At 69.1% G+C, this 20,242-nt stretch carries 15 protein-coding genes; 9 read left to right on the top strand and 6 right to left on the bottom strand.

Annotated elements, in window-relative coordinates:
• Window positions 1-26 precede the first annotated feature (26 nt).
• Both MYSTI_RS41740 and MYSTI_RS12500 read right to left on the bottom strand, forming a co-directional pair.
• Window positions 27-1,613, bottom strand: coding sequence for an alpha/beta hydrolase family protein (locus MYSTI_RS41740; protein WP_015348117.1), 1,587 nt, complete (start codon window positions 1,611-1,613; stop codon window positions 27-29).
• A gap of 29 nt (window positions 1,614-1,642) precedes the next feature.
• Window positions 1,643-3,208, bottom strand: coding sequence for a carboxylesterase/lipase family protein (locus MYSTI_RS12500; RefSeq protein ID WP_052350993.1), 1,566 nt, complete (start codon window positions 3,206-3,208; stop codon window positions 1,643-1,645).
• Between the two features lie 393 nt (window positions 3,209-3,601).
• Here MYSTI_RS12500 and MYSTI_RS12495 point away from each other — a divergent pair, with 393 nt between their 5' ends.
• The 3 genes from MYSTI_RS12495 (at window position 3,602) to MYSTI_RS12485 (ending at window position 6,815) form a co-directional block, all read left to right on the top strand.
• Window positions 3,602-3,988 carry a DUF488 domain-containing protein gene (locus MYSTI_RS12495; protein ID WP_015348115.1) on the top strand — a complete coding sequence of 129 codons (387 nt, stop codon included), beginning with the start codon at window positions 3,602-3,604 and terminating at the stop codon, window positions 3,986-3,988.
• Between the two features lie 63 nt (window positions 3,989-4,051).
• On the top strand, window positions 4,052-6,184 hold the full coding sequence (locus MYSTI_RS12490; RefSeq protein ID WP_015348114.1) for a M28 family peptidase: 2,133 nt from the start codon (window positions 4,052-4,054) through the stop codon (window positions 6,182-6,184).
• A 193-nt stretch (window positions 6,185-6,377) separates the two neighbouring features.
• The gene (locus MYSTI_RS12485; RefSeq protein ID WP_015348113.1) at window positions 6,378-6,815 is read left to right on the top strand and encodes a hypothetical protein; all 438 of its coding nucleotides are present in this window, start codon (window positions 6,378-6,380) and stop codon (window positions 6,813-6,815) included.
• Between the two features lie 23 nt (window positions 6,816-6,838).
• Here the strand turns inward: MYSTI_RS12485 and MYSTI_RS12480 are convergent, their stop codons facing one another.
• Window positions 6,839-7,192 (bottom strand): DUF3703 domain-containing protein, encoded by a 354-nt coding sequence (locus MYSTI_RS12480; RefSeq protein ID WP_015348112.1) that lies wholly within the window; start codon window positions 7,190-7,192, stop codon window positions 6,839-6,841.
• A 64-nt stretch (window positions 7,193-7,256) separates the two neighbouring features.
• Window positions 7,257-8,069 carry a helix-turn-helix transcriptional regulator gene (locus MYSTI_RS12475; protein ID WP_015348111.1) on the bottom strand — a complete coding sequence of 271 codons (813 nt, stop codon included), beginning with the start codon at window positions 8,067-8,069 and terminating at the stop codon, window positions 7,257-7,259.
• A gap of 349 nt (window positions 8,070-8,418) precedes the next feature.
• Here MYSTI_RS12475 and MYSTI_RS12470 point away from each other — a divergent pair, with 349 nt between their 5' ends.
• Both MYSTI_RS12470 and MYSTI_RS12465 read left to right on the top strand, forming a co-directional pair.
• The gene (locus tag MYSTI_RS12470; RefSeq protein WP_044279612.1) at window positions 8,419-9,201 is read left to right on the top strand and encodes a zinc-dependent metalloprotease; all 783 of its coding nucleotides are present in this window, start codon (window positions 8,419-8,421) and stop codon (window positions 9,199-9,201) included.
• 3 nt (window positions 9,202-9,204) lie between these two features.
• Complete coding sequence (locus tag MYSTI_RS12465; RefSeq protein WP_015348109.1) at window positions 9,205-9,978, top strand: trypsin-like serine peptidase; 774 nt, start codon at window positions 9,205-9,207, stop codon at window positions 9,976-9,978.
• A gap of 42 nt (window positions 9,979-10,020) precedes the next feature.
• Here the strand turns inward: MYSTI_RS12465 and MYSTI_RS12460 are convergent, their stop codons facing one another.
• A complete protein-coding gene (locus MYSTI_RS12460) occupies window positions 10,021-12,099 on the bottom strand; it encodes a cytochrome-c peroxidase (protein ID WP_015348108.1) in 2,079 nt (692 codons plus the stop codon).
• A gap of 90 nt (window positions 12,100-12,189) precedes the next feature.
• A complete protein-coding gene (locus tag MYSTI_RS12455; RefSeq protein WP_015348107.1) occupies window positions 12,190-13,872 on the bottom strand; it encodes a carboxylesterase family protein in 1,683 nt (560 codons plus the stop codon).
• 173 nt (window positions 13,873-14,045) lie between these two features.
• Between MYSTI_RS12455 and MYSTI_RS12450 the strand changes: the two genes are divergently transcribed.
• The 4 genes from MYSTI_RS12450 to MYSTI_RS12435 all read left to right on the top strand — a co-directional run bounded on the left by MYSTI_RS12450 (window position 14,046) and on the right by MYSTI_RS12435 (window position 20,190).
• The gene (locus MYSTI_RS12450; protein WP_233278247.1) at window positions 14,046-16,094 is read left to right on the top strand and encodes an AsmA family protein; all 2,049 of its coding nucleotides are present in this window, start codon (window positions 14,046-14,048) and stop codon (window positions 16,092-16,094) included.
• Window positions 16,095-16,225: 131 nt separating this feature from the next.
• Window positions 16,226-17,158 carry a trypsin-like serine peptidase gene (locus MYSTI_RS12445; protein WP_144370061.1) on the top strand — a complete coding sequence of 311 codons (933 nt, stop codon included), beginning with the start codon at window positions 16,226-16,228 and terminating at the stop codon, window positions 17,156-17,158.
• Between the two features lie 433 nt (window positions 17,159-17,591).
• A complete protein-coding gene (locus MYSTI_RS12440; RefSeq protein ID WP_015348104.1) occupies window positions 17,592-19,670 on the top strand; it encodes a sodium-translocating pyrophosphatase in 2,079 nt (692 codons plus the stop codon).
• 322 nt (window positions 19,671-19,992) lie between these two features.
• Window positions 19,993-20,190, top strand: coding sequence for a hypothetical protein (locus MYSTI_RS12435; RefSeq protein WP_015348103.1), 198 nt, complete (start codon window positions 19,993-19,995; stop codon window positions 20,188-20,190).
• Window positions 20,191-20,242 lie beyond the last annotated feature (52 nt).

Below are 20,242 nucleotides of genomic sequence, written 5' to 3'. Positions count from 1 at the left end.
CCCCACCGGACGCGGCCCCGCGCGCCTCAGCGCGGGTACACGGAGAGGTCCACCTCCGGGAAGTCGGAGGAGTTCCCGTTCAGGAGCGGCGTGGACAGCCCTCGCAGGTGCTTGTCGAAGAACGCCAGCGGATAGACGCTCGACAGGGTGAAGCCGCGAGCCCCGTCGATGGGACCCAGGTCGACCGACGCCGGGTCGAAGTCCGGGGCATAGGCATGCACCAGCGGAAGGAGCACCTGGATGTCACCGAAGTTGGCGTGCCCCGCGCCCTCGATGCGCGCCCAATAGCCCGGCCCCTTCAGGTTCTGGCTGAACGTCACCCAGGACGGGTCGTTCTCTTCACGCCCGGCCCCCAGCATGAGGAAGGGCACGGTGGCCCCCGCCCCGGGCTGGCCGAAGAACGTCCCATCCATGTTGATGCCCGCCTTGAAGCGCGCATCCACCCGGCACGCCTCCGCCGACGTCGAGCCACCGAACGAGTGGCCGAACATCCCCACCCGCGTCAGGTCCAACCGTCCCGTGAGCCGCCCCCGCGGGTCGTTCGCGTTCAGCGCCGTCAGCTGGTCCAGCACGAAGCGCGCGTCCGCCGTCCACGCATCCTGAATCGTGCGGTTCAGGGCCTCGTCCTCCAGCGTCACCTGCACCGTCTGGGGCAGCTTCCGTCCGTCCGGGAACGCCACCGGGGCGCTGTAGGTGTGCGCCATGGCCGCCACGACGTAGCCTCGGCTGGCCAGCTCCTCCGCCACCGCCGAGTAGAGAATCCGGCTCATGCCGTAGCCCGGCGAGAAGAGCACGACGGGATGGCGCTCACCGCCCGAGACCATCGCCGCGTCCTGGTAGGAGTGCGAGAAGACGAACCCGAAGGCCGGTGAGGGCAGGTCCAACGACTCGGCGAGGAACTCCGCCTCGTGGAGCTGGAGGAAGTAGGGCGCGGGCTGCGCCCCCGACGGCACGCTCGCCGGATACCACACGCGCACCATCACCTCGCGCTTGTCCCCCGCCGCCGTCGTGAAGATTTCGTCGCGGCCCGTGTCCGTCCACGCACGCTCGAACGTTCCCACCGCATGCGGGCCCTTGGGCGCGGGGAGCACCACGCGCGGCGCCTTGTTGTCCGACAGGCCGTCGCGTCCCACGAAGTTCCCCCGCTGCTTCGTCCTCGCGCGCAGGCGCACCATGCTGGACTCCGCGGTGAGCACCTGCTTCTGCGTCAGCTCCGCCACGGAGAACACGAGGAGCGCATCCAGCCGGCCATCGCCATCCACGTCCTTCGCGGGGCGGGCCTCTTTCGCGCCGACCCAGACCTTCCCGGACGCATCCCCCAGCTGCGACGCCCGCGCGTCGACGGACTTCGCATCGAAGGCCTCGCTCCCGAGAACGGCGACCTCGAGGTGCTCCGTGGACGCGATATCCAGCCGGTTCGGATGGGCCCCCGGCAGGACGTCCATGGCCACCGAGGGTGAGACCTCGTCCGAGGGCCAGATGATGGGGCGCTCAGCATCGTCGCCGCACGCCTGGAGCAGCGACATGCCCGCGCACAGCACGAGCGCGACGCGCCTGCGTGTGACGGACGAACGGCGCGACCAGGGAATGCCCTGCGTTTCAGGTGAAGACATACGTGTTCCTTCCAATGGGATGAGAGGGGTTACTGCTCGAAGGGAGGCGCCAGCCAGAAGTCGCAGTGGTGCTCGGCCGCGAAGTCGACGTTCCCGATGCCACCGGCGCCCGGCGCGAGCGACTGCGTGTAGGGTCTGGAAAGCTCGTACCGAGGCCACTCGGGCGCCCCCGCGTGGTTGGGGCTGCCGGTCCGCGCGAAGCTCGCCCAATAGCGAATCATCGAATCGGAGAGCGCCCGCTGCTCAGGGGTGAAGAGGGCTTCGTCGACGGGCTTGAGCACCGGCCACAGCAGCATCGCCACGTCGGAGCCATGCCACGCGCCGCTGGGCCGGGGCTGCTCGGGGCTCATCACCGGGTGGGGGTCCGCGAACTCGAACATGTGGACGGGCATGTGCGAGGCGAACAGCCGCGCCGACTTGAGCGTCGTGCACGCCCACACGCGGTCCGTGAGCACCGCCGCCCACGCCTCGCTGGGCGAGCGAAACGCGGACAGGGGATACCGCGCGCGCACCGCGGCCCCATGCGCCCCGAAGCTGCTGTTCGTAAGCGCCTCGTACATCGCGGGCGTCACGGGGTTCTCCGTGCCGTCGAAGGCCAGCCCCACGAACAGGCGCGACTCGTCCCGGGTATTTCCAATCAGGACCGGCACCTTGTTGAACTGGCCCCCCTCCACCGGGTTCGCCACGGGATTGATGGGCAGGCCATACCCGCCGCCCAGGCCCGTGGCCGAGGTCACCCGGTCGATGAACCGCTGAATCGTGACGTCGTGGCGCAGGCACGCGGCCGCACGCACGGGGTCCGCGTCCGTGCAGCCCAGCGCCTTCGCGTCGAGGACACCCCCGGCCTCCGTCTCCGCCTGGGAGCGCGAGGGGCCCGTCGCGGGCGTGCCCGGGAAGATGCCGTTCTCGGGCCAACTCAGCGTGCACGGGCCGCTCTGGATGATGGCGCGATGGAACAACCCCTCCGAGAGCGGGGAGATGATGTTCTTGCAGACGTTCGTCGCGCCCGCGGACTCACCGAAGAGGGTGACGTTGCCCGGGTCTCCGCCGAAGGCCCCGATGTTGTCTCGCACCCAGCGCAGGGCGGCCTGCTGGTCCTCGAGCACGAAGTGGCCCGAGCGCTCGAATCCGGGATGGGAGAGGTTGCCCAGCATCCCCAGCCGGTAGTTGAACGAGACCACCACGACATCGCCCACCTGGGCCAGCCGGCGCGTGTCGTGGTCGCTGCCCGCCCCCACGTGCCCCATGCCGCCGTGAATCCACACCATCACCGGCCGCCGGTGCCGGGGGCTCGCCGCGCGCGGAGTCACCACGTTGAGGAAGAGGCAGTCCTCGGTGTTGCTCGGCGCGCCGAAGGCGTCGGGCGGCTGGGGGCACCGGTTGCCGGGCTTCGTCGCGTCCCGGTCCTCGCTCCAGGCCGCGACGGGTTGCGGCGCCCTGAAGCGCAGGTCTCCCACCGGAGGCGCGGCGAAGGGGATGCCCTGGAAGACGCGGACCTCGTCCGTCACCGTCCCACGCACGGGACCACTGCGAGTCACCACCCGCGCGGGGTCCACGGGCGGGTCATCGTCGTCACACGCGGACAGCGTGGACAACAGGCCACTCAAGGCCAGGAGGGGAACGGTGCGGACTTCCGGAGAGAGGAGACTGCGACGTCGGAGAAAAGTCACAGGTGTCTGCTTTCGGGATGACGCGGCCCCCGGCCCGGCCATGCAACGCACGGCGAGCGGACGTCCTCTCCGCTCACCCCACGAAGCGCCGACCCTCGAACACCGGTGCCGGATGAAACTGTCACCCGGAAAAGAAGTCCGCGGACGCCACGGCGCCGTGAGTCTCGCGAGACTCACATGCAATCGCGTTGCGATGAATTGGAACAGTCCTGGATGCGCTCCGGTGTCGTGCCTGGGCGTTCTCGTCGCACGGCGAATCCCCGCGCGCCTCGTGCTTTTCCAGGCGCCCACCTGTGCGTGGAAGTAGAACCCCACCCCATGACTGTCCGCATCGTCCGATTGGGAACGCCGCGCCTCGCCCACGAAGGGCTGCGCATCGGCACCGTGCGCCGCCCTCCTCGCGGTGTCCCCGCGGCGCGCTTCGCGTCGGAGGATTGGTATGACGTCTGGTACCCCGAGCTCTCGCCCAGCCCCGAGGTGGTGAAGCTGGGACAGCAGGCCCGGAGCGAGCAGGACTGGGCGGTGTTCGCCAGGAAGTTCCGCGCGGAGATGGCGGAGCCTCACGCCAACCGGACGCTCGTCCTGCTCGCGGCGCTCTCACGAACGGCGGACTTCTCCGTCGGCTGCTATTGCGAGGAGGAGGCGCGCTGTCATCGCTCGCTCCTGCGGGAGCTGCTCGCGGAGCGCGGCGCGCGGATGGAGTGACGGCGCCGATGGGAATATGACGCTGGGAGCAAGCCTTGGAGGGCGATACCTTCGAGGCCACCCATGCGGCTCCCACTCCTCGCCTCCCTCACACTCCTTTGTGTCACGGCGTTCGATGCCGCGGCGCAGTCCCCCGTTGGCCCGCTCTCTCCCACCACGGGGCTCGTCCTTCGGGATGACGTCGTCCGCGCCTTCATCCACGAGAGCTCCGGCGACCGCATCCACGACCACGTGCAGCGGCTGTCCCTCCTCGCGCGAGACACCGAGCAGGGCTACGGCGAGGCCGCGCGGTGGATGGAGACCGCCGCCAAGGCCGCGGGGCTCCAGGACGTGCGCCTGGAGCCCATGACGACCGGCCCCCAGTGGTCCGCCACGCGGGGCGAGCTCTGGGTCTCCCTCCCCCACCGCTACAAAGTCACGTCCTATGCCGACCTCCCCATGTCCCTGCCCGTGGGCAGCGGCAGCTTCGAGGGGACGGCCCTGGAGCTGGTGGACGTGGGCACCGGCGCGCTCGACTCGGACTCCGCGGGCAAGGACCTGAAGGGGAAGGTCGTCCTCACCACCGGGCGGCCCAGCCTCGCGCTGCGCGAGGCCGTGGTGAAGCACGGTGCCGTCGGCGTCGTGTCGTCCTACTCGACGCCGCCCTGGAACCAGCCGCACCGCCTGGATGGCGACTTCCCGGACCAGGTGGGCTGGGCACGTGTCCCGCCTGGGCTCGTGCCGAAGGGGACTCCGGCACCTTTCGTGTTCATGGTCTCCGACCGGCAGGGCCGTGAGCTGCGCGCCCAGCTGCGAAGCGGCCCCGTGAAGGTGGACGTGAGCGTCGCGGTGAAGGAGGTCGAAGGGCACTACAGCATCGTCAGCGGCGTCATCCCGGGCAGGCTCGCCAGCGAAGAGGTCGTCATCACCGCGCACCTGGACCACTACAAGCCCGGCGCGGATGACAACGCCTCGGGCTCCGCCACCGTGCTGGAGATGGTGCGCACGTACACCACGCTCATCCAGCGCGGCGTGCTGCCACCACCGGCGCGCACCGTGCGCGTGCTGTGGCTGCCCGAGTTCGATGGCACCCGCCACTGGTTCACCCACCACGCCGCGGACCCGGTGCGGCGCGTGGCCAACTTCAACTTCGACATGCTGGGCGCGCACCTGTCCCGCGTGCACTCGCGCTTCAACATCTCCGCCACGCCAGACTGGAACGCCAGCTTCGTGAACGCCGTGAGCGAGTCCACCGTCACCTTCATGAACCGCTTCAACGGCGTGAAGTACCCGCCCCGCCGCGACTTCTACATCGGCTCCGTCACCGGCTCGCGCGACGCGCTGGACGCGCGAGTGGAGCGCTACAGCCGGGGCTCCGACCACCAGCTCTTCAACGACCACGGCATCCCGGGCGTGTCCTTCACCACCTGGCCCGACGACGCGTACCACACCAGCGGAGACCGGCCGGAGAACGTGGACCCCACCCAGCTCCACCGCGCGGCCTTCGCGGGCCTGTCCACTGTCACCGTCGCCGCGTGGGCGGACACCTCGAGCGCGGTGGAGTTGGCTCGCCTGGTGTCCCTGCACGGCATCCGGCGTGTGGCGGACGATGAGTTCAACGCCCGACAGGGCTTGGCCTCCGCCTCCACGCAGGAGCTCCCCGGCCTCTACCGGCTGGCCCGCGCCGCCGTGCGCGCCGGCTATCAGCGCGAGCGCGAGGCCCTGCGCTCCTGCCTGCCGCTGGGTGCCCCGGCCACCGCCGTGCAGGCCATGACCCGACAGCTCGAGACCAGCGAGACCCAGGCCCTGAGCCGCCTGGAAGCCGACACCAAGGCCCGAGGCGCCTCCACTCGCGAACCCACCCCCAGCCAGGCCGAGCGTCGGGCCCGCGGTGTCATCCCCCGCCGCGTGAAGGGCCAGGAGCTGACACCCTTCGATGACGTGGCGAGCAACGCATCCCCCCAAGACAAGGCCCGCGTGGAAACCGTGCAGGCAGCCATGAACGCGGCGACCGTCGCACTCCGGGAGCGAGGCGAGGACGAGCTGCGCTTCTTCGAGCTGGCGGACGCCATCGCCAGCTACGCCAACGGCCAGCGCTCCGTCGCGGACATCCGTGACGCGGTCTACGCGGAGTACGGCCACGCCCTCCCCGTGGAGGCCCTCCTGGAGCTCTTCGGATTGATGGAGCAGCGGGGCGTCATGTCGACTGTCCGATAACCCAGACCTCACAGGTCTGTAGCGCGGGATTGCCCCTCCCAGGTCCACCGCGGCGTGTCACGCTGACATGCCGCGGCAACCGGGACCCATGACAGAACCATGACAAACGCATGGGGTTCTCGTGGACCTTCCGCTGGGGCACGCGAAGTAGGTTGGACCCAATCGCTGATTGACCTTGCATTGGGTTTCCCGCATGCGCGTCCTCACCCCTGATCTCCTCGTTGCTGCCGTGGCGGAGTTCTCGAAGGGCAACAAGCTCGTCCGCATCAAGGACGTCCTAGCCTGGTGTGAGTGCAACGCGGTCGACTACCACGGCAGCGGCCTGAAGAACCAGGCGCTGTGGGACGCGGACCTGGGCGAGGCCCGGGGCCAGCACCGGCTGCTCAAGTTCAAGAGCGGCGAGTGCAAGCAGTCCCGCGTGGGCTGGGCGCTCATCCCCCACGGGGAGAAGGCCCGCGAGGCCGCGACGCACCTGGGCTGGCGTGAGCTGGAGTGGACGGGCGAGGGCTGGGACTGGCCGGGCGGCGTGCCGCCTCCGGTGCCCCGGCGCCCCACCCCCACCACCTGGGCCACCAGCGTCCGGGAGTCCGCCGACAGCGTCCTCCTCGAGGCTGGCCTCGCGGCGGGCTGAGCCCTCCTGTCGAGAAGGCGCTGTCAGCCCTCCGCGTCGAGCAGGGCGCGGAGGTCGTCGGGAATGGGCAGGGGCGTGAAGATGCCCACGTCCGCCCCGCCGGTGTTGCCCACGGGCGCGCGTCCGAGCCATGAGGCCGGCCCCGCCCCGAGCACCCTCGCCACCTGTCCCCACACCTCCCGCGTGTCGCGCCGGCGCCAGCCGTACCCCAGCATCCGCCAGTGCACGCGGACGTGAGGGCCCACGAAGGCCTGGCTGAGCACGTGGGCTCGCTCGAGGTGTCTCCAGGCGCGCGGCAGCTCCGCGCGCGCTTCCGCTTCCAGCGCCTCGCGCAGCTCGTGCTCGAAGGCCGCGCGCAGCAGGGGTCTTTTCGTCATGGCTCCCTCGTGAACAGGGCGCCACCTTCGCGCGGCCCCGGGCCCCGGGACTTGTAAGAACGCGCTATCCCGACGGCGGCCCCACCCACTGGACCACGCCGGCAATCTCCGAGGGATTCAGCCCCAGCGTCCTCCGGAAGGAGTGATTCAGGTGCGCGCTGTCGGTGAAGCCCGCGGCGTGCGCGGCCTCGGTGAGCGAGGCACCACGCTGGAGGTGCTCGGCGGCTCGCTGCAACCTGAGCCAGAGGATGTAGGGCCGCAGCGCGAAGCCCGCCTCCGCGCGGAACAGATGCGACAGCCGCCCCACCGACAGCCCCACCTGGGGCGCCAGCGCGGACAGCCGCACGTCACCGTCGAGCGACTCCGGAAGCAACCGCAGCAGCTTCTTCACGGCCGGGTGCGTGGGCGGAGGGGCGCCGACCTCCGCCTGGAGCGCCGAGAGCAGGGCCCGCGTCCACGCCTCGGCCTCCGCCCAGCGCACCGGCAGCCGGGCGACACCACACGTCCGCAGCCACTCGCCTGCCCGCAGCCAGTCCTCCGCGCGCGCCCCCACCCCCAACATCCGCAGCCGCCGCCCCGCCAGGCCCTCCGCGGGGACGTGGAGCAACACCACGTCCAGCGCGCCCCGAACCACGGTGTGCTCGACGTCTGGCGGGATGACGGCCCACGGGCAGTCCGCCTCGTGCGAGTCGCCATCCCGCATGCGCACGGGCTCCCCCAGCGCCACCATCACCTGGAACGTGGGATGCGCGTGGGGCTCCGTGGGCGCCAGGGGCCCCGCGTACATCAGCCGCTGAGGACCGAAGAAGAGCCGCCCGCCCCACAATCCGGGGCGAGCGGGCCTGGCGCGGGGACTGACGCGGCGGGAGGAAGTCATGACGCACGCGCACCTTGCCTCAATGAAGCGCCACGTCATCGCGCGGATTCACGGGTAGCCGCGACCCCAGGCCAGGTGACTGATTCAGCGACACCGCTGTCCGGAACCACGGCGCCCGGGGCTCTGATACAAATCCACTGTCAAAGCAGTGCCTTACGCGGGCCTTTGTCACATGACTTGACGCCCCATCGCGCTCTTCCTGGAGTGTTTGTACTCCATGCTATTCTACAAAAACGTGTCTTTCTCTCTATCCCCTCAAGTGGCCCGGCAGTTGCTCATGAGCCACCCGCTGTCCGTGGCTGACGGGTGGTCAGGCGGCAGCGAGTCCCCCAACTCGAGGAAACGACAAATGTTCAAGAGAGCGGCAGTTCTCGCGGTGAGCTGTGGCGCGCTGATGGTGGGTTGCGGCACCGAGGGTGGCGAGGCGCAGGCCCCTTCCGAGAACGATGAAATCGTCGCCAACCTGGTCGAGGCGGGCTTCCCGGCCAACGACATCATGGTGGTCGACGGAGCTGTCTACGTGGGCCGCGACGCGCACGTGACGCTCGAGGCCTCGCGCGAGATGCTCCAGCCGGCGCCCTTCAGCCTGGAGCAGTACCGCACGACCAACCTGGTCAGCTCCACCAAGACGAAGATCTGCATCAACCCCACGGCGAGCTTCAACTCCTACTCCCGCCTGAGCCAGGGCCTGGACCTGGCCATCGCGAACTACAACGGCCTGTCGCTCACCTTCAAGATGGCGCGTGGGCCGACCACGGGCTGCAGCGCGAACATCACGGCGACGACCATGTCCGGCGCGGGCGGCTCCGCGGGCTTCCCGTCGGGCGGCAACCCCTACGGCACCATCAACATCGGCACGGGCCTGCAGAGCTACAGCGTGGACGTGAACGAGCACGTCATCACGCACGAGCTGGGTCACGCCGTCGGCTTCCGTCACTCTGACTACTACAACCGCTCCATCAGCTGCGGCAGCGGCGGCAACGAGGGCGCCGCGGGCGTGGGCGCCATCCACATCGCGGGGACCCCGACCACGGCGACGGTGGGCGGCTCCATCATGAACTCCTGCTTCCGCTCGACGGAGACGGGTGAGTGGACGAGCAGCGACCGCACCGCGCTGAACGCCCTCTACTAAGACATGACGCACAAGCCCCTCGGTTCCGTCATCACGCCGTGGGGCTTGGGCCTCATGGGCACCGCGCTCCTGGGCATCCTGGCCTGTGGAAAGGACGCGGTGCCCGAAGACCCGCCGGTCTGCGAGGAGAGTCCTCGCCAGGCCCAGGTCACCGGCTACCTCCAATGTGGCGCGACGCTCGACTTCACCCCCGTCAACAGCTACCGGGGTGAGTTCGCGGACGCCGTGGCCCAGGAGGACGCCGTCGTCCTGATTGGCGGCAGCTGCACGGGCACGCTGATTCAAGCCAGCGCCGGCCCCGTGGTCCTCACCGCCGGCCACTGCGTCAACCGGGGAGACCGTCCGCTCATCGTCTTCAACCACGAGGAGTCTCCCGACGGCCCCGACCTCCTGACCGAGGGCACGGTCATCGAACAGGCGCTCGAGCCCGACTACGCGCTCATCCGGCTCGACGTGCTCCCCGCAATCACCCCCATCCCGCTGACGCTCGAGACGAGCGACCGGCTGGCCATCATCCAGCACCCCCGAGGACGGCCCAAGGTCGTCGCCGAGGGCCGGTTCGCGGGCGCCTGCAACCGGCTCGTCTACTACTCGGACCTGGACACCCTGGTCGGCAGCTCGGGCGCGGGGGTGCTCAACCGGCGAGGCCACCTGCTCGGCGTGCACACCGACGGCGATTGCCAGGAGAACGGGCGCGGGACGAACCGGGGCTGGACGTCCGAAGTGATTGTCGAGGCCTCCGAGTACCTGGTGCGCGAGGACCTGGTCGGCCCGTAGGGCCTGGCGTGCCTTCGCCAGACCCCACCGAGAAGCCGCGCGTCAGTGCAGCAGCGGCGGCGTCACCGGACCGAAGACGCCCTCGAGGAAGCCCGGCAGCGGCGCGCCGCCCGCGGCCCCCACGGCGGGAATCTCCAGCATCACGTCGTCCGCGAAGCCATCTCCCGTCGCATCCCCCAGCCACGTCGAGTCACCGACGTGCCCGTTGGGAACGAAGAGCTGGGGATGGTCGAACGGCGCGCGGCGATACAGCACGCGTGCATCCGTGAGCGTCTCCAGCCAGGCGACGAGCGCGTCCACTTCATCGACCGCCAGCACGGGCACCCCCAGGGGCTCGATGGGCGTGCCATCCCGCTGGGCGACGGGGGCCACGTTGCCACCGCGGCTGTACAGCTCCACCGCCTCCCGGAGCGTGTGCGCGTCACCGTTGTGGAAGTACGGGGCGGTGAGCGCCACGTTGCGGAGCGAGGGCACCTTGAACGCGCCCTCGATGCCGAAGCCCTTGGACACGACGGCGCCGTCGAAGTTCGTGGGAATCGCCCCGGGAAACAGGCGCTTGGCGTGGGAGAGCGGACCGAACGCGTCGCTGCCCCCCGCGCCCAGGTCGTCCGAGGTCGGCCGGATGCCGATGTTGTTGAACCCCTTGTCGATGATGTTGCCATCGCGGTTGCGCACCGGCCCGTTGACCGCGGCGGTGACGCGGCGGACGGAGGCATCCGTCAGCTCCGCGGACTCGTGGCAGTTCGAGCACCGGATGTTCGTGGGGCCGCGCGTGCGGTCGTTGAAGAGGTGCGCGCCGAAGAGGGCCTCACGGCTGATGTGGTTGGGACTCGTGTTGACCCAGGGATTCAGCGCGGGGTCGGTCGGGTCCGGGTGCTCGCGACGGAAGCGGTCCCAGGGCGTGTCATCCGCGATGAGGGTCGACTGGTACATCTGCAGCGCGATGCCGAAGAACAGGCTGAAGTTGTACTCCAGCAGCGTGTACTCCTCCGTCGCCGGGTCGTCGTCCGCGAACCAGACGAAGGTCCTGCTCCCATCCGGCGCGACCTGGATCTGGCGCCGCGACTTCCACCAGACCTCGTGGAACGCGTCCTTCACCATCCGGTTGTAGGAGGCGACATAGAGCCCCTTCTCGGGCCACCGGCTCATCCCGCCCAGCACGCTGTCCGTCGGGTCCACCAGTTGGTGACCCAAGGGACGCACCGGGTCGAGGTGCCGCGCCAGCCGCCGCGTCCGCCGCGACAAGGCCCGCGCCACATCCAGCGGAGTCCTCCCCGGCGCCGCCATCTCCAAATCACTCACGATGGGGGCCACCGCCTGGGACGCCAGGCTGGCGTTGGCCAGCTCCACGCGCACCTCGACCGGGTCCTCCCACGGGTCATCCGAGCGGTAGACCTTCGCGTTCGGGTCGCGGGTGCCCAGGGCATTCACCCCGTTGAAGACATTCTCCGCGCGCCCATCCCAGAACTGGCGGTGGTTGAAGACGGCGTTGATGACAGTCGGGGTGTTGCGAGGCTCGACACGGCGCGTCTTCACCAGCCCCAGGCTGAAGCCCTGCGGGTCCAGCCCCGCCTTGAGCCAGGGCACGCCCTGGGAGGAGACCACGTCATTGCTGTCCGTCGCCGGGTCTAACGCACCGCGCACCCCGGGGATGAGCAGCCGCGTCAACGGGAAGTCCTCCGCCTCGAGCTGGTGGTTGGGGCCCGCCGTGTTGAAGGCGAGGTCCGCGCTGGGGACGTGGTTGAGGCCGGGGCTGAGCTGATTCTTCGACCGAGGGTCCGCGCCCGCCCGGAAGTGACAGGTGGCACAGGCGGTCTTCCCGTCGCTGCCCACCTGCATGTCCCAGAACAACGCCTTGCCCAACGCGATGACCGCCTGTTCGTTCTTCACGAAGTCAGACAGGTTGGAGGGTCTGGGCACCGCGATCGCGCGCAAGTCACCTGGCAGATTGGTCAGGTCACTCGCGGGAGGAGGATTCTGCACGCGGGAGATGACCATCTCCTGCGTGTGTCGGGCCAGCTCCTCCGTGCCCTTGGGACGCGTCTTCTCTTCCGCGTCACTACATGACACCACCAGGGCCGCCGTACCGAGCACGGCCCACCGCTTCCTCATCATTCCCATGCGCTGCCCCCAGGCGGATGACATCCGCTCGTTGGCAGAGATTATGGGTGAACGCCTGACATTGTCGCGGGGTGTGTCGCGAAAACAAGCTCAGGGGCGCTGCTGCGCGAGCATCCAGCTCAGGATCCGGGGGTCCTCGTGGTAGACACGATCCCAGATGTTGTGCCCTCCCGTGGTGAAGAGCGTGAGAATCATCGGTCGTTCGGGTGGATTGCCATTCGCGTCATGGTCGGTGAAGCCGTCCACCCACTGCCACGTATTCGTCGCCGGTCGATAGAACGCGGTCTGGTCTCGGCTTGGGATGGAGGGTGCATCCATGACGCCCAGCGGGTTGCCCATGGCGTTGCCGATGTGGGTGAACCAGCGAGCCGTCTGGTTATAGGACGCCGTGTCATTCCTGGCATGGACTGCCCAGATGGGGAGGTTCGCGTTCACGATGTTCTGGCCGAGCGTCGGAGAGGAGCCGTCGCCGCCATTGCAGACAGGCGCGGCCGCCGCCAGCTTCGAGGAGAGGTAGCCCGCGAAGGCGAACGTCCCCGCGCCCCCCATGCTGAGCCCTGTCATGTACACCCGCTTCCGGTTGACCTTGTACGTCGTCAGCATCCGCTCGAAGAACGTGTTCAGGTCGTGCTGGATTTCATAGTCGTTCCACAAGTAGGCGGTCTGCGGCGCCACCATGATGAACGGATAATCCTTGCCATATCGACTGTAGTAGGCGGGGAGCCCCTGCTCGAAGACCTTCGCCAGCTCAGTCCCCTTGCCATTCCCCCGCTGCCCATGGCCGTGCAGGAAGAAGACGATGGGCCAGTTGTCGCGCGTCTCGTAACCGGCCGGCAGATACAGGATGTAGCCATAGGTTCCCTGCGTGTCGCCCACATCGTCGATGGCCACGATGGTGCCGCGCCCGCTGATGGCGCGCTCCACGCGGACCTTGGTGCGTGACGTCGCGCTCGCACCGTGGTTGTCCGTCACCCGCAGCTCGAACTCGTAGAGCCCCTCCACCAGCCCCGTCACCGTGGCGCTCAGCGTGCTCGCGCCCGAGAGCGTGGCGGAGTTGGGCCCGGAGACCTGCGACCACTGCTGGGAGGCCACCTGCCCGTCGCTGTCGCTGGCCGTCCCCGTCAGCTGCGCGGACGACGTGGGCAGCACCAACGTCTGGTCCAACCCCGCTGACGCGGTGGGAGGAGCGTTGGGCGCCGTGCCCGCCGGGGTGCCGAAGACGACGATTTCATTGGAGGCGCCGTCCATGTTGCGCGCGAAGTGCAGGTAGCGCGTGCGCACGCCGACGGTGATGAGCCGCCACTGCTCCCACTGGTCGGTGAGCAGCGGGGGCAGCGCCGTCCACGCGCCTGGGGTCCCCGTGCTGAAGTAGACGTACCCATCCCTGCCGACGTTGTCGTAGGTGTCGAACACGCCGACTTGCGTCACGTCGTAGAGCTGCCCCAGGTCGATGACGAAACCCATGGGGTACTGGTTCTCCTGGTACGCGACGTTGCCCCAGGTCGTCGCGGGCTTGAAGGTCCACGAGCCTCGCGGGTCTCCGAGGAGCGTCTGCTCGTCATAGAGCTTCTGATACGCGCCCAGCGTGGGCCGGAAGCCATCCGGCTGGACCATGGTGGGCGTGATGATGATTTGCGGAGCCACGAGCGGAGACGGTGTGGAGACCCAGTTCCGCGTCTCATCCTCTCCACCAGGTTCTCCACAAGCACCCAACATCAGGGACATCGCGACGAAGCCAGACTTCCAGCGTCCAGGAACCTGCCAGCGAATCACAGAGCCTCCTCATGCGGAGATGGAAGACTCTCAATACATCGAATTACTACTGCAAATCCAGGATAACAGTAATTTCCCATGTTCGCCTTGTCCGAGAGGAATAAGGCGTCCCACCGTCTCCCTGGCGCGCGAGGGGGCGCGTTCGGAGCTGGGACTGCACACTCATTGGAGCAATGAAGAGGAATCACTCCACCCTCCTTCGCCGAGCCTGGATGGTCGCGCTGGGGCTCATCGTCGTCGCAGGTGTGCTCATCGCGGGCGTGGTACTGCTCGAGCCCACCTGGGTGGGTGAGCGCTTGCGCGGTCAGGTGGAGACCGCCGCGAGCCGCGCGCTGGGCCAGCGCGTCACCGTGGAGCAGCTCTCGCCCCGCTGGTTCCCGACCCCGGGCGTCACCTTGATGAACCTCCGCGCGCGGGGACAGGAGAACGAGCCTCCCTTCCTGGAGGTCCCCCGCGCCACGGCCACCGTGCGGCTCTGGCCGCTGGTGCGCAGCCTCGGCAAGGAGGTGCGCGTGGGCTCGTTGACGCTCGACGAGCCGCGCGTCAACCTGGTGCGCCGTGCGGACGGGACGTGGAACTCCGAGTCGGTGGGACAGCCACCCGCCGATGCCCCGCCCTCCTCACCTCCCGTCGAGCAGTCGTCCCGGCAGGCGTCCGTCGAGCACATCCGCCTCCAGCACGGCATCGTGAACGTGGTGGACACCCAGGCGGCCCAGGGCAATGCCTCCGTGGCGCTGCGCGATATCGACCTGGAGCTGGAGAACGTGGGCGTGGGCCTGCCGCTCGAAGGGATGCTGAAGGCGGCGTGGGCCAGCGCCGAGCAGAACGTGGAGGCCGACTTCAAGGTGGACCCGCGGCCCACGAACAAACGCTGGCCACACGTGACGATGCACCTGCGTGGCAAGAACTTGTCCGTCCACGCGCTCCGCGACTTCCTCCCCGCGTCCCAGGCCGAGTCCTTCACCGGAGGCGAGGTCAGCGTCGACGCGGACGTGAAGACACTCGAAGGCCGGTATGTCGTCGACGGCCACGGCGCCGTGACGGGGCTGAAGCTCCGAGGAGACCCCGCCAGCGGCGCCTTCACGTTCAACGCACGCGTCGACCCGGACGAGGTGAAGGCCACACAGGTGGGCTTCTCGCGCCTCGCGCTCTCGGGAGCGGGCGTGGAGTTGGGAGGAACCGCCTCCGTCCAGCTCGCCCCCATGCGCGTGCGCTTCGACCTCCAGGGCTCCGACCTGGACCTCCAGCACCTGTTGGGTGAGCCGGCGCCGAAGCCTCGAAGCGCGGCGCCCTCCCCCACCGCGCTGCCCGCGTCGGTGCGCAGGTCCCTGGGGAAGGTGGACGTGGAGGGCACCGTGAAGTTCGACCGGGTCCGCCATGGGCCGCTCACGCTCACGGAGGTGGATGCACACGCCCGGCTGGATGACGGACGGCTCCACCTCGAGCAGGGCCGGGCCCGGCTCTACGGAGGACAGGCCGATATCGCGGGCACGCAGGTGGACCTCACCCAGGCCAGGCCGAAGTGGAGCCTGAAGGCGAAGCTGGAAGGACTGGACACGGCCCAGGCCTTCACCGCCCTGTCGGGGAACACGCCCGTGCAAGGCAAGGCGAGTGGACAACTGGAGCTCACCGGCACGGGGCTCGACTGGACGCGCATCCGTCAGGAGATGACGGGGACGGGCACCCTCCAGCTTCGCGAGGGCGTCTTCACCCAGACAGACCTGGGCGCCACGCTCACGCCGGTCCTCACCCAGGGACTCCTGTCGTTGGGCCAGAAAGGCGCCTCGGAGTCTGTCCAGAAGGCGGGGCGCGGCACACACTTCAAGGACCTGGATGCGCGCTTCAAGGTGCAGAGGGGATGGGTCTCGTTCATCCAGCCCATGGCGTTCCAATCAGACCTCGGCGGAGGGACGGTGGCGGGGCGCGTGGGGCTGGACCAGCGCTTGGAATTGAAGGGAACGGTGAAGGTCTCCCGAGACTTCGTCTCCAGCCTCACCCGAGGCGCCGTGCCACGCGGTGCGCCCGTGTCCATTCCGCTCACCATCACCGGAACCGTGATGGACCCACGCGTGAGCGCGGGCGCCCCCGAAGACCTGGTGAAGAGCCTGCTCCCCGCGCTGCCCGTACCCAAGTCCGCGCAGGACCCGTTGAATCAAGCGCGCAGGAGCCTGGAGGACCTCTTGCGTCGCCCGGCTCCACCCAAGCCCACGCCTCGCAGGTGAGGAGAGACCGAGGCCTCCTGCTACGAGGTTCCGCGTATTGAGTCTCCCGCCAGTCAACCCGGACGATGCCTGCCCTCATCCGCAGTCATCCCTGGAAAGGCTGGCCGATGCCCTTCGTGTCGCGAAGTCGAGTGGCCGTTGCAACCCTGATGCTCGGAGTCCTCGGCGGTGTCACCCCCGCGGGCGCGGATCCCGCGGACAACGCGAGCGCCTCCACGCTCACGGTCGCGCAAGACGAAGCCCGCGTCCTCGCGTACTGGACGCCGGAGCGCATGGCCTCGGCGCTGCCGGCGGAGGTCCCCACGACTTCGGGCAAAGCGCCCCTCAGCCTCAAGGCCGTGGCCCCCGAGAACGTCCTTCGTCGCGAGGACGGCGTCGAGCCACGAGGCGGTGTCTCCCCGCTGGCGGACGTGAGCTCGATGACCGGTCGCGTCTTCTATACCGATGACCAGGGACGCAACCGGAGCTGTTCCGGCAGCACGGTGAACAGCAACAGCAAACGCGTGGTCTTCACCGCGGGACACTGCGTGCACGGCGGAGGCTCTGGCCGCGGCTGGTTCACCAACTGGGTCTTCGTGCCCGCCTATCACCAGGGCTCGCCGCACGGCACGTGGACGGCGTCCGGGCTCTGGTCCAAGAACGGGTGGATCAACAGCGCGGACCGCGCCTTCGACGTGGGCGCCGCGGTGATGAACCTCCGAAGCGGCACGCGCATCGTCGATGCCGTGGGCGGCCAGGGCATCAAGTGGGGCGAGGCCTACGGCGCGTACATCGTCCAGTTCGGCTACCCCGCGGACCCGCCGTACAACGGGAGCGCGCTGCACAACTGCCCGGGCACCAGCTGGAACGAGAGCGGCTTCCCCACCAACTCCTGCACCATGACGGGCGGCGCCAGCGGCGGGCCGTGGCTGGAGAGTTATGGCCAGAACTTCTGGGCCTATCTCTACTCGGTGAACAGCTGGATGTTCTGGAACTCCGACCCCACGCGCATCTACAAGTGGCAAGGCCCGTACTTCAGCTACGACACGGCGGGCAGCCTGTATGACGCCGTGAAGGACCTGTAGCCGTCGCGGGGTGCCCCCCTCCCCACCGAGGTCCGAGGGGGGCGCTGCCCGCCGTCACCGTAGAAACAATAAAATCAGAGTACAGTTCATCTAATTGCTGCACCGTGCGAATGGGCCCCCGTGAGCGCCGTCGCACGCGTGAGACACCGAGCCTGACGAGGTGCGCCATCCTCGGGCGCACGGGGTTCTCCTGCGGCGGAGGGGCCTCGAGCCCCCCGCCAGACGGCGTCCGGCCGGGCGCCCCAGGGGCGGCCCACTTCCGCTCTGCCTGCACAAGCCCCCCGGCCATCCCGGCCGCCCCACCCTCGCCATCCCTGGTGAGGAGACTCCCAGCTCGCTCGGAAATCCCGTATAGGCCCTTCGCGCCAAATGTGCGGCATACGAGCGACCCAGAAGGGGGGTGTCAGGCCCCGGGACTGCTCTGGAGGAATGGATGGAGTTGTCGAGTCTCGAGTCGAGTTTCTGGGCAGTCGCACCGGGCGTTGTCGGCGCCGTGGGGTTGCTCTTCGCTGCGTTCTTCTACTTCCGCGTCAAGGCCCTCCCCGACGGTGACGCGACGATGAACCGCATCGCGGGCTACATCCGCGAAGGCGCGATGGCGTTCCTCGTGCGCGAGTACAAGGTGCTCGCCCTCTACTGCGCGGTCGTGGCGGTGGTCATCGGCCTGGCGCTGGGTTGGCTCGCGAGCGCCAGCTTCGTGATTGGCGCGGTGCTGTCGCTGCTCGCCGGCTACATCGGCATGAAGGCCGCGACGTTCGCGAACGTGCGCACGGCGCAGGCGGCGCGGACCGGCTCGAAGCCGAACGCCCTGCTCGTCGCGCTGGATGGCGGCGCGGTCATGGGTCTGGCCGTCGCCGGCCTGGGCCTGCTGGGCATGGGCGGCGTGTACTACGCCTTCCAGGGCCACCCGCAGCTGTCCCCCATCCTCCACTCCTTCGCCGTGGGCGCCAGCTCCATCGCGCTCTTCGCCCGCGTGGGCGGCGGCATCTACACCAAGGCGGCGGACGTCGGCTCCGACATCGCCGGCAAGGTGATTGAGAACATCCCCGAGGACGACCCGCGCAACCCGGGCGTCATCGCCGACAACGTGGGCGACAACGTGGGCGACGTGGCCGGCATGGGCGCCGACATCTACGAGTCCATGGTGGCCGCCATCGTCGCCGCCATGGCGATTGCCCTGACGGCGAACGCCACGGACCTGGCGCGCCTGGTGGTGGACCCCTCCGCCACGGGCCTGGCCAAGGTGGCTGGCGTGATGCTGCCCCTGGTGCTGTCCGCCGTGGGCATGCTGGTCAGCCTGCTGAGCATCTTCATCGCGCGGGCCCTCAAGCACATGAACCCCGCGCAGGTGCTGCGCAGCGCGCTCATCATGCCCCCCGTCATCCTGGTGGCCCTGTCGTTCGTGATGATGAACGTGTTCGGCCTGTCCCAGGCCATCACCGTGGCCCTGGCCGCGGGCGCCTTCGGTGGCGCCATCATCGGTCTGGTCACCGACTACTACACGTCCTCCAAGCCCGTGCAGCGCATCGCCGAGGCCTCCGTCACCGGCGCTGGCACCAACCTCATCCGCGGCCTCGCGGTGGGCATGGAGAGCGTGGGCATCCCCATGCTGACCATCGCCATCGTGGCGTACATCGCGGACCGGGCGCTGGGCCTGTACGGCATCGCGCTGTCGGCCGTGGGCATGCTGGGCGGCACCGCCGTCGTGATGACGGTGGACGCGTACGGCCCCATCTCCGACAACGCGGGCGGCATCTCCGAGATGTCCGGCCTGGGTCCCGAGGTCCGCGCCATCACCGACGAGCTGGACGCGGTGGGCAACACCACGGCGGCCATCGGCAAGGGCTTCGCCATCGGCTCCGCCACCCTCACCGTCATCGCGCTGTTCTCCGCGTTCAACCTGGAGGTCAACCACACCCGCGTCGCCGCCGGCATGGCGGAGATGAGCCTCCAGCTCACCAACCCGAACGTCATCGTCGGCCTGCTGCTGGGCTCCATCCTCCCGTTCCTCGTCGGCGCCTCGACGATGCTCGCGGTGGGTCGCGCCGCCGGCGCCATCGTGGAGGAGATTGGCCGTCAGTTCCGTGAGATTCCGGGCCTGATGGAGCTCAAGGCGGACCCCGACCCGAAGAAGATCGTCGACATCGCGACCAAGAGCGCGCTGAGCGAGATGATCTTCCCGGGCCTCGTCGCCGTCGTGGCCCCGCCGCTGGTGGGCTACCTGCTGGGCCCGGGCGCGCTGGCGGGTCTGCTGGCCGGCTCGCTCGTCGTGGGCGCCACCATGGCGCTCTACATGGCGAACGCGGGTGGCGCGTGGGACAACGCCAAGAAGTTCATCGAGAAGGGCAAGCTGCCGGGCCACGCGAAGGGCTCGCAGGTCCACAAGGCCGCCGTCGTCGGTGACATGGTCGGTGACCCGTTCAAGGACACCTCCGGTCCGGGCGTCGCCATCCTCATCAAGGTCATGAGCGTCGTCTCGCTGCTCGTGGCCTCGCTCATCGCGCTCCGGTAGTCCGTTCGCGGCGCGGCGCCTCGGCAACGAAGGCGCCGCGCTCGCATCCGCCGGTGGAAGCCGCGCGTCTCGAAGACGTGTGCTCCCGGCGACGCGGCACGTTCCGCCGCTGTAAGCCAATGAACATCTCGCCAGGTTCCGTCGGGCCGGGTCCTCCGGGTGGCCGACACACGCGTGCTACCGTCCCGCCTGTTCCGCGACGACCTGCGCGCCAGGCAGCGGGAACAGCGGCATCAGTCCCGTGGGCCTGACGCGCGCGCTCGCACGCTTCGGTGCGAGGGGGGAAGTGCCTTCGCTGTTTCGCTGACGGAAGGGGTGTCTCATGGTCCTGGAGCTCTCCCAGCAGCAGATCCATCTCCTCAACTCGTGCCTGGCCGAGAGCATCGAGGAGCTGCACGACGAAGTCCTCCACACCGACGGCCGCGAGATGCGCGGGGAGCTGAAGGACCGGCTCCACCAGCTCCAGGCCCTCCAGCGCGTGGTGGCCACGCTGATGCAACGCGAGCAAGCGGTCGTCTGACGCTCGAAGGGCGCTTCGGCATAAGCTCGCGCGGCCTCGCTCCCGGGGCCCG

Origin of the sequence: Myxococcus stipitatus DSM 14675 (genome assembly GCF_000331735.1) — a bacterium.
Taxonomy (GTDB): Bacteria; Myxococcota; Myxococcia; order Myxococcales; family Myxococcaceae; genus Myxococcus; species Myxococcus stipitatus.
Note: the sequence above shows the minus strand (reverse complement) of the source record. Positions and strands in the feature narration are given on the sequence as shown.

Excerpts from the sequence above, each read along its gene's own strand:
- MYSTI_RS12490 (WP_015348114.1), top strand. The coding sequence starts at position 4,052 with ATGCGGCTCCCACTCCTCGCCTCCCTCACACTCCTTTGTGTCACGGCG.
- MYSTI_RS12480 (WP_015348112.1), bottom strand. The coding sequence starts at position 7,192 with ATGACGAAAAGACCCCTGCTGCGCGCGGCCTTCGAGCACGAGCTGCGC.
- MYSTI_RS12470 (WP_044279612.1), top strand. The coding sequence starts at position 8,419 with ATGTTCAAGAGAGCGGCAGTTCTCGCGGTGAGCTGTGGCGCGCTGATG.
- MYSTI_RS12450 (WP_233278247.1), top strand. The coding sequence starts at position 14,046 with ATGAAGAGGAATCACTCCACCCTCCTTCGCCGAGCCTGGATGGTCGCG.
- MYSTI_RS41740 (WP_015348117.1), bottom strand. The coding sequence starts at position 1,613 with ATGTCTTCACCTGAAACGCAGGGCATTCCCTGGTCGCGCCGTTCGTCC.
- MYSTI_RS12460 (WP_015348108.1), bottom strand. The coding sequence starts at position 12,099 with ATGGGAATGATGAGGAAGCGGTGGGCCGTGCTCGGTACGGCGGCCCTG.
- MYSTI_RS12475 (WP_015348111.1), bottom strand. The coding sequence starts at position 8,069 with ATGACTTCCTCCCGCCGCGTCAGTCCCCGCGCCAGGCCCGCTCGCCCC.
- MYSTI_RS12465 (WP_015348109.1), top strand. The coding sequence starts at position 9,205 with ATGACGCACAAGCCCCTCGGTTCCGTCATCACGCCGTGGGGCTTGGGC.
- MYSTI_RS12495 (WP_015348115.1), top strand. The coding sequence starts at position 3,602 with ATGACTGTCCGCATCGTCCGATTGGGAACGCCGCGCCTCGCCCACGAA.
- MYSTI_RS12440 (WP_015348104.1), top strand. The coding sequence starts at position 17,592 with ATGGAGTTGTCGAGTCTCGAGTCGAGTTTCTGGGCAGTCGCACCGGGC.
- MYSTI_RS12485 (WP_015348113.1), top strand. The coding sequence starts at position 6,378 with ATGCGCGTCCTCACCCCTGATCTCCTCGTTGCTGCCGTGGCGGAGTTC.
- MYSTI_RS12435 (WP_015348103.1), top strand. The coding sequence starts at position 19,993 with ATGGTCCTGGAGCTCTCCCAGCAGCAGATCCATCTCCTCAACTCGTGC.